An 8,921-nucleotide genomic window follows, 5' to 3' on the forward strand; every position below is an offset into this window, starting at 1 on the left:
CCCGCAGCTGCTTTGTGGCAAAGGTCAATGTGGCCTCCTGCACCTCTTCCAGCTGGTTGATCTTCCGCTCGATTTTGGCGGCGCAGTTGGCGCAGTCCAGGCCGTCGATAATGTATACCTTCCGGCTCATTCCGGCCGACGGCGCATGGTGGTGATGGTGATGATGGCCATGGCCGTGGTCGTGACCGCATCCACAGCCTTCGTGCTCGTGATCGTGGCCGTGGTCGTGACCGCATCCACAGCCTTCATGCTCGTGATCGTGGCCGTGGTCGTGACCGCACCCACAGCTTTCGTGCTCATGGATATGCAGGGTATCTTCCTTGGGGTTGGGCATTGTCCTCTCCTCCTTTGGCCGGCTCCTTACAGATATTTGTCCAGCACTTGATTGAACCGCTCCAGCACTTGGGTATCTCCCCGCTGGATGCCTTCTTTCACGCAGTTATTCAGATGATCCTTCAAAATGATCTTCCCCAGCTTTTCCAGGGAACCCTGAATGGCAGACAGCTGCAAAAGAATGTCTTCGCACTCTTTATCCTCGGTGAGCATCTGGCGCACCGCCCGCACATGGCCCTCGATGGCGGCCAGCCGGTTGTCCAGGGATTTATCGTAATGTCTCGACATGGGATTTCTCCTTTCCTATCCCCACCCCCAAGGGGAGGGGGTCTGACTGTATGGTAGCACGACCATTCCCCTTTGTCAACCGTCTTTCCCCTTTAAATGCTGGATTTTTTCTTTTCTTCTTTTCCTTCCTCCTCTTCGTCTTATCAGCCGCCCCCCGGGGAGGGGATGGGTGATACACACAAAAAAGGACCCGGACGGCTGTCCGGGTCCTTTTTTGCTTTTTTATAAGAATCAGTCGGCGTTGACTTCCACCTCAATGACCCGGCGCTCGTCGGCCTTGGTCACCTTAGCGGTGAGCTTGTCATACTGGAACACTTCCCCTTCCTTAGGGATGCGGCCCAGAACGCCCAGCACCCAGCCGTTGACGGTGCTCACATCCAGCTCCGGATCTTCTTCCATGCCAAACAGTTCCAGCATTTCTTCCAGATCGGCGCTGCCTTCCACACGGTAACGGCGCTCGGCAATTTTTTCAAAATCCTCTTCTTCCACTGCGTCGTGCTCATCCCAGATGTCGCCCACCAGCTCTTCGATCACATCTTCCAGTGTGACAATGCCGGCGGTGCCGCCGTATTCATCGGTGACCACAGCCATATGGGCCTTGTTCTGCTGAAGCAGATGGAGCAGCCGGGCGACCTTCATGGAGTCGGTGATAAAGAGCACCGGACTGACCACTTCCTTCACAGGAGCTTTCCAATCTTTCCGGCCATAGAAATCCTTCTGGTTGATGACGCCCTTGATGTTGTCAATGGTGTCCTCATAATAGGGCAGACGGGAGAAACCGGTGGAGCGGAAAATTTCCGCCACTTCCTCAGGAGTATCTTTGTCAGAGACGGCCACCACATCCACCCGGGGGGTGAAGATATCGGACACATCCAGATCGTGGAACTCAATAGCCGAGCGGAGCATCTCGCCCTCCTGCTGACCGATGCCGCCGTCGTTCTGGGCTTCGTCCACGATGGTCAGCAGCTCTTCTTCGGTGATACCTTTGTCCTCCTGAGCCTTGAACACCATGGAAAGGAGCTTTTTCCACTGCATAAAGAGCCAGTTCACCGGAGCCAGCACCCACAGAAACAGGCGCAGAATGGGAGCGGAGAACATGGCAAACCGCTCGGGAGATTCCTTGCCCAGGCTCTTGGGGGAGATTTCGCCGAAGATCAGCACCAGAACGGTCATCACCACAGTGGAAAGGGTGACACCGGCATTACCGAAATACTTGGTGAAAATGACGGTGGCCAGGGAGGCCGAAGAGATGTTGACGATGTTGTTGCCAATGAGAATGGTGGAAAGGAGCTTATCGTAGTTCTCCGAAAGTTTCAGAGCCAGCTGGGCCTTTTTGCTTCCCGCCTGGGCCATGTTCTTCAGCCGGATGCGGTTGAAGGATGTGAAGGCCGTTTCGGTAGCGGAAAAATAGGCTGACATGGCGATCAAAACCACCAGGACCCCGATAAGCAGCATACTGTGACTGTCCATGATTGAATGATCTTCCTCCTAAAAAATAAATGTTGATTTTCAGCAAAAAAAGCCACTTTTGAACAAACCAAAAAGCCGCAGCAAACACAGACCCCGCCATCAGGCGGCGCCAAAGCAAGCTGCGGCAAAATCCTTCTTTTGTTTTTGTCCCGGCTGGTTGCCGGTTAAAGGCGGCTCATCCAAGAGTCGTCGCTCCTTCGCTGTGAAATAAATTAGTTATATAATACCAAAACTCCCGGCCCATTGCAAGGTTTTTTGACTTTTGCCCACCCCTTTCATTTGACAAGGCAGACCTGTTCCCTTATAATAAGGTATTGTGCCCGGGGCAAAATGTTCCTGGGCCGAAACAATCAAACGCGGTGAAGGTCCCCCTCGGGGCCAAGAGGGAAGCCGGGTGCAAATCCCGCGCAATCCCGTTGCTGTAAACGCCGAGCGTCCGCCCTGGCCACTGGTTTTCCGGGAAGGCGGCGGTGCGCTATGACGCAAAGCCAGAACACCTGCCTTCGCCGTCGCCCTTCATTTTTTGCGCGGATACAGAAAATGAGCGGTCTGGCCTTTCGAAGGGAAGGTCTGCTCCGGCCTGTTTTCCGCCGGGGCTTTTCTTTTGCCTTTTATCCTCACATGAGACAGGAGATGTGTTTTTTGAATATTTCCATGGCCGGCATCGACCATTCCATGGCCGGTATCGACATCCGCCAGCGGTTTTCCCTGGCCAAAAGCCGCCAGCAGCAGATCCTCCAGGCCCTGTTCCACATGGAAATGGTGGAGGGAGCGGTGCTGCTTTCCACCTGCAACCGCACCGAGATCTACCTTTCCTGCCGGGAAGGCTTCTCCCCCGATCCCTTTGCCCTGTTCTGCCAGGCGGCCAATCTGCCCTTTGAAGACTGCCGCGGCCTTTACAAGGTGCGCCGGGGCGAAGAGTGCTTTGACCATCTGTGCCTTCTGGGCAGCGGCGCCCTCTCCCAGATCTGGGGAGAGGATCAGATCATCACCCAGGTGAAAAACGCCATCACCCTGGCCCGGGAAGAGCATTGCGCCGACTCGCTGCTGGAAGTATTTTTCCGCACCGCCGTCACCGCCGCCAAAAAGATCAAAACCACCCTGCGCTTCACCCGTTCGGAAGCATCGGTGGCCACCAAAACGCTGGAGATCCTGCAAAACGCTCCGGATGCTCCCCGCAATGTGCTGGTCATCGGCAACGGAGAGATCGGCCGCCTGGTGTGCTCCCGGCTGCTGGAACAAGGTTTTTCGGTGAGCATGACCCTGCGTCAGTATAAGCACGGCCAGATCCAGGTGCCGGAAGGGGCGGAGAGCTTTGACTATGCCCTGCGCTATCAGGAGATGCCCCGCTTTGACGCTTTGGTCAGCGCCACTTCCAGCCCCCACTACACCGTGGACTGGGCAGAGTTCTCCCGCCTTGCCAAGGCTCCCCGGTATCTCATCGACCTGGCGGTACCCCGGGACATCGATCCCGCCTGCGGTGAAAAAGCCGCCCTTTACGACATCGACACCCTGGGCCGGGAGGAATTTACCCGGGAGCGGGCGCTGCTTCTCCAGCAGGCCCGACAGATCGTGGAAAAATACCGTCAGGATCTGCACAAATGGGAAAGCTATCGGGCCCAGCGGGCCTCCGGGTGCTGAACATGGAGCAGAAAAACCACTTTCCCCTTTTTTGTGATATCCAGGGGAAAAAAGCGGTGGTCATCGGCGGCGGCGCCATTGCCGCCCGCCGGTGCCGCACCCTTTCCCGCTTTTCCTTTGCCCTTCACATTATCGCCCCCACCCTCCACCCGGATATTCTGGAGCTGGAAAAGCAGGGGCTTGCCACCATCTCCCGCCGCACTTTTGCCCCGGGGGACGAAAAGGGAGCTTTCCTTCTGGTGGCCGCCACCGACGACCGGCAGGTCAACGCCCTGGCGGGACAGCTGGGAAAACAGGCCGGGGCCTTTGTCAGCGTGGCCGACCGGCGGGAAGAATGCACCTTTTATTTTCCCGCCCTCATTGAGGACGGGCCTATCACCATCGGCGTTGCCGGCGACGGCCGGGATCACGCCGCAGTCGCCCAGCGGGCTGGGCAGATCAGGAGGCTGTTGGAACAATGAAAAAACTGCTTGTGGGAAGCCGGGAAAGCCGGCTGGCGGTGCTCCAGACCCGGATCGTCACCGATCTCATCCAGAAGCACCACCCGGACTATGGAGTGGAGCTTGTTACCATGAAAACCACCGGAGACAAGATCCTGGACCGCACCCTGGACAAGATCGGCGGCAAGGGTCTTTTTGTCCGTGAACTGGATCAGGCCCTTCTGGACGGACGGGCGGACATCACCGTCCACAGCCTGAAGGATATGCCCATGGAAACAGACCCCCGCCTTCCCATCCTGGCCTATTCCCGGCGGGAAGATCCCCGGGATGCTCTGGTGCTGCCTTTGGGACAGACAGAGCTGGACCCCAAAAAGCCCATCGGCTGCGCCAGTGCCCGGCGGCGCATCCAGCTGGAAAAGCTCTTCCCCGGCTGCCGGGTGGAACCGGTGCGGGGCAATGTGCTCACCCGCCTGGAAAAGCTGGACCGGGGGGACTACGGCGCTTTGGTGCTGGCTTCTGCCGGACTGCGCCGCCTGGGGCTGGAAGAGCGGATCCGCCGCCTGTTTTCCCCGGAGGAAATGCTTCCCGCTGCCGGTCAGGGCATCCTGGCCGTCCAGGGCCGGGAGGACTTTGACCGCTCCCTGCTCCGGGAAGTGGATGACAAGGATTCTGCCGCCTGCGCTTTGTGCGAGCGGGCCTTTGTCCGGTTTCTGGACGGGGGCTGCTCCTCCCCGGTGGCGGCCTACGCCCAGGTGGATGGGGAAACCCTCCGTTTGCGTGGCTTATATTGGGACGAGCAGGGCTGGGAGATCGATGAGATCCGTGGCTCTGTGACCGACGCAGAAGAACTGGGAACCACGCTGGCCCGGACAATGGCTGCAAGGAGGGGCAAATGACAAAAGGAAAAGTAACTTTGGTGGGCGCCGGACCGGGAGATGCCGGTCTGCTCACCTGCAAGGGTCGGGAAGCTCTGGAAAAAGCCGATGTGGTGGTTTATGACCGTCTGGTGGGCGAAGGCGTCCTGAACCTCATCCCCCCCGGATGCAAAAAAATCGATGTGGGCAAGCGATCGGGAGAGCATCCTGTGCCCCAGTGGCGGATCAACCAGATCCTGGCGGAAGAAGCCAAAAAGGGCCAGGATGTGGTGCGGCTCAAAGGGGGCGACTGCTTCCTCTTTGGCCGTGGCGGCGAAGAGCTGGAAGAACTGGTGAAAGAGCAGGTTCCTTTCCAGGTCATCCCCGGCATCACCTCGGCTCTGGCTGCTCCGGCTTACGGCGGCATTCCGGTGACCCACCGGGATTTCTGCTCCTCCCTCCACATCATCACCGGCCACAAAAAGAAGGACGGAGAGCTGACGCTGGATTATCCCGCCCTGGTACGGCTTGAGGGTACCCTGGTTTTCCTCATGTCGGTGTCCACCGCCCCTCAGATCGCCCAGGGCCTGCTTAATGCCGGCATGGAACGGGAGATGCCGGCAGCCATCATCGAAAAGGGCACCCGGCCGGATCAGCGCACCATCCTCACCACCCTTTCCCGCCTGGGAGAAACGGTGCAGGAAAAAAAGGTCGTTTCTCCCGCCATTTTGCTGGTGGGCAAGGTGGCGTCCCTGTCCCCTCAATTTGACTGGTTTGATGCCCTGCCTCTCAAGGGGAAGCGGATTTTGGTGACCCGGCCCCGGCAGGAGGGCTCCCGCCTGCAAAGCCGCCTGGAAGAGCTGGGCGCTCAGGCCGATCTGCTCCCGGCGATTGCACGGGAAAAGCTGCCCTTCGTCCTGCCTGACCTGAAGGATACCACCGCCCTGCTCTTCACCAGCCCCCACAGCGTGGCCTGTTTCTTTGAGGGGTTGTGGGAAGCGGGCCTGGACAGCCGGGCCCTTTTTGGAAAAAAGCTGGCCGCCGTGGGCAGCCAGACCGCCCGGGCTTTGCAGAAGCAGGGGCTGCGGGCCGATTTTGTGCCCCGGGAATACAGCGGCAAAGCTTTGGGTGCGGAAATGAAGGCGGCAGGCTTCCTCACACCGGAGGACCGTGCCCTCATCCCCCGGGCCAGGAAGGCCGGACCTCATCTGGAAGAGGCCCTGAAGGAGATGCAGGTTCCCTACACCATTCTGCCGGTGTATGAAACTCTGCTCCAGAAAAGTGAAGAGCACATCGACCCCCGGGTCTATGACGCCCTTACCTTTACCAGCGCCAGCGCAGTGGAGGGTTTTCTGCTCAGCTGCCCCGGCGCCGATCTTTCCCATCTCCCCGCCCTGTGCATCGGGCCGGAAACCGGAAAAAAGGCGGCGGAAACGGGGATGGATGTGACACTATCTCCGGAAGCCACCATCGATTCCATGATAGATACATTGACAGGAGGTTTTTTCCATGATTGATCGTTCCCGCCGTCTCCGCACCACTCCCCTGCTCCGGGGCATGGTGCGGGAGACCCGCATGAGTCCCCAGAGCCTGATCCTGCCTCTGTTTTTGCAGGAGGGGGAAAAGATCTGCTCTCCCATTCCCAGCCTGCCCGGCCACTTCCATTACAGCCCCGATGAAGTCTCCCGGGGCATCGAGGAAGCCCTGCGCCACGGAGTCAACAAATTCCTGCTCTTTGGGCTGCCCGCCAGCAAGGACCCGGAAGGCAGCGGCGCTTATGCCGAGGACGGCATCGTTCAGCAGGGTCTGCGGGCCATCCGGCAGAAATACGGCAAAGAGGTCTATCTCATCACCGATGTGTGTATGTGCGAATACACCTCTCACGGCCATTGCGGCATCCTCTGCGGGGAAACGGTGGACAACGACAAGACCCTCCCCTATCTCAGCCGCACTGCCCTGTCCCATGTACAGGCCGGCGCCGATATGGTGGCCCCCTCTGACATGATGGACGGCCGGGTGGCCGCCATCCGTCAGCTCCTGGATGAAAACGGCTTTGAAAACACCCCCATTTTGTCCTATGCCGTCAAATACGCTTCCTCCTTCTATGGCCCCTTCCGGGATGCCGCCGGCAGCGCTCCCTCCTTCGGAGACCGGAAGAGCTATCAGATGGACTGCCACAATGTGCGGGAGGCTTTGAAGGAAGCCATGCAGGACACCCGGGAAGGGGCCGATCTGCTGATGGTCAAGCCCGCCCTTTCCTACCTGGATGTGATCCGGGCGGTAAAGGAAAACACCCATCTGCCCCTGGCAGCTTACAGCGTCAGCGGCGAATACGCCATGATCAAGGCGGCGGCTCAGGCCGGGCTCATCGACGAATACGGCGTCATGTGTGAAAGCGCCGTCTCCATCTTCCGGGCCGGAGCGGATATTTTGATCACCTATTACGCCAACGAACTGGCGGATGCCATTATGAAAGGGGATATCGGCTGATATGGGACGATCGGAAGAACTGTTTGAACAGGCAAAACAAGTGATGCCCGGCGGCGTCAACAGCCCGGTACGGGCCTTCAACGCCGTAGGCGGCGCGCCCCGGTTTATCAAAAGCGGCCGCGGGGCCCGCATCACCGACGAGGACAATGTGACCTATATCGATTTTGTGGGCTCCTGGGGGCCCATGATCCTGGGTCACCGGGACCCGGATGTGGAGCAGGCCGTCATGGAAGCGGTGCAGGAAGGACTGAGCTTTGGCGCCGCCACCCGCCGGGAGGTGGAGATGGCTCAGCTGATCTGCCGTCTGGTGCCGGGGATGGAAATGGTGCGCATGGTCAACAGCGGCACGGAGGCCGTGATGAGCGCTCTGCGTCTGGCCCGTGGCTATACCGGCCGGGAAAAGCTCATCAAGTTCGCCGGCTGCTACCATGGTCACAGCGACAGCATGCTGGTGAAGGCCGGCAGCGGCGCTTTGACCAACGGCAAGCCGGACAGCGCCGGTGTCACCCGCGGCGCGGCCCAGGACACCCTGCTGGCCCAGTACAATGACCTCTCTTCGGTGGAGCAGCTGTTCCGGGAAAACCCCCAGGAGATCGCCGCCCTCATTGTGGAGCCGGTGGGGGCCAACATGGGCGTTGTGCCCCCTGCTCCCGGCTTCCTCCAGGGACTGCGGAAGCTGTGCGATGAAAACGGCGCGCTGCTGATTTTTGACGAAGTGATCACCGGCTTCCGCCTGGCTCTGGGCGGCGCCCAGGAATACTACGGCGTGCAGGCCGACCTGGTCACCTATGGCAAGATCATCGGCGCCGGGATGCCGGTGGGCGCTTACGGCGGCAAAAAAGCCATCATGAGCCAGGTGTCTCCCCTGGGCAGCGTTTACCAGGCGGGCACCCTGTCGGGCAACCCGGTGGCTATGGCGGCCGGACTCTGCAACCTGCGGAAGCTGGAAAGGGACCCGGCCCTCTATGAGCGGCTGGAAAAGATGGGCGCTCATCTGGCCGACGGCCTGCGTCAGGCCCTACCCGGCTGCACCGTCAATCAGGTGGGAAGTCTGGTGTGCGCCTTCTTTACAGAAGGCCCTGTCACCGATTTTGCTTCGGCGCAGACAAGCGATACCCACCGCTATGCCGCCTATTTCAGCCATATGCTGAAAAACGGCATCTACCTGGCCCCGGCCCAGTTTGAGGCCATGTTTGTCAGCGGTGCTCACACCATGGAAGATCTGGATCGGGCCATTGCAGCGGCCCGCACCTTCCAGGACTAAGACAAAAGAACAGCAAAAAAAGAGACCCCAGCTGAAGTGACCCCAAAAAGTTAGACAATATTTCTATCAAAAATTGTTCAAGCAGCTGAAAGGGCTTGTTGTCTGTGAATTGCAGGCGGCAAGCCCTTTAGCTTTGCTTTG

9 protein-coding genes and 1 riboswitch are annotated in these 8,921 nt (G+C 59.2%); of the genes, 6 read left to right on the forward strand and 3 right to left on the reverse strand.

Annotated elements, in window-relative coordinates; genetic code table 11:
- The 3 genes from H6A25_RS12325 to H6A25_RS12335 form a co-directional block, all read right to left on the reverse strand.
- Window positions 1-334 (reverse strand): cation transporter (locus H6A25_RS12325; RefSeq protein WP_204752419.1); only part of this gene is annotated, 334 nt, incomplete at its 3' end.
- Between the two features lie 26 nt (window positions 335-360).
- The gene (locus H6A25_RS12330) at window positions 361-621 is read right to left on the reverse strand and encodes a metal-sensing transcriptional repressor (protein WP_118426389.1); all 261 of its coding nucleotides are present in this window, start codon (window positions 619-621) and stop codon (window positions 361-363) included.
- Window positions 622-852: 231 nt separating this feature from the next.
- Entirely contained in the window at window positions 853-2,091 is a 1,239-nt protein-coding gene (locus H6A25_RS12335; RefSeq protein WP_204752420.1) for an HlyC/CorC family transporter, read from the reverse strand.
- Between the two features lie 346 nt (window positions 2,092-2,437).
- Window positions 2,438-2,610: riboswitch (cobalamin riboswitch) on the forward strand.
- Between the two features lie 123 nt (window positions 2,611-2,733).
- Here H6A25_RS12335 and H6A25_RS12340 point away from each other — a divergent pair.
- Genes H6A25_RS12340 through hemL form a run of 6 tightly spaced genes read left to right on the forward strand, consistent with a single transcriptional unit; the run spans window position 2,734 to window position 8,780 of the window.
- Entirely contained in the window at window positions 2,734-3,732 is a 999-nt protein-coding gene (locus H6A25_RS12340; RefSeq protein WP_204752421.1) for a glutamyl-tRNA reductase, read from the forward strand.
- Window positions 3,693-4,193: a precorrin-2 dehydrogenase/sirohydrochlorin ferrochelatase family protein gene (locus tag H6A25_RS12345; RefSeq protein WP_204752422.1), complete on the forward strand. Its 501-nt coding sequence runs from the start codon at window positions 3,693-3,695 to the stop codon at window positions 4,191-4,193. The genes H6A25_RS12340 and H6A25_RS12345 overlap by 40 nt, the downstream gene beginning before the upstream one ends.
- Window positions 4,190-5,068, forward strand: coding sequence for a hydroxymethylbilane synthase (hemC, locus tag H6A25_RS12350; protein WP_204752423.1), 879 nt, complete (start codon window positions 4,190-4,192; stop codon window positions 5,066-5,068). Before H6A25_RS12345 ends, hemC begins: the two co-directional genes overlap by 4 nt.
- The gene (cobA, locus tag H6A25_RS12355; protein ID WP_204752424.1) at window positions 5,065-6,543 is read left to right on the forward strand and encodes a uroporphyrinogen-III C-methyltransferase; all 1,479 of its coding nucleotides are present in this window, start codon (window positions 5,065-5,067) and stop codon (window positions 6,541-6,543) included. Before hemC ends, cobA begins: the two co-directional genes overlap by 4 nt.
- On the forward strand, window positions 6,536-7,516 hold the full coding sequence (gene hemB / locus H6A25_RS12360) for a porphobilinogen synthase (RefSeq protein WP_204752425.1): 981 nt from the start codon (window positions 6,536-6,538) through the stop codon (window positions 7,514-7,516). The genes cobA and hemB overlap by 8 nt, the downstream gene beginning before the upstream one ends.
- 1 nt (window position 7,517) lies before the next feature.
- The gene (gene hemL / locus H6A25_RS12365) at window positions 7,518-8,780 is read left to right on the forward strand and encodes a glutamate-1-semialdehyde 2,1-aminomutase (RefSeq protein ID WP_204752426.1); all 1,263 of its coding nucleotides are present in this window, start codon (window positions 7,518-7,520) and stop codon (window positions 8,778-8,780) included.
- The last annotated feature ends 141 nt before the right edge of the window (window positions 8,781-8,921 follow it).

The organism is Intestinimonas butyriciproducens (assembly GCF_016901775.1).
Classification (GTDB): Bacteria; Bacillota; Clostridia; order Oscillospirales; family Butyricicoccaceae; genus Pseudobutyricicoccus.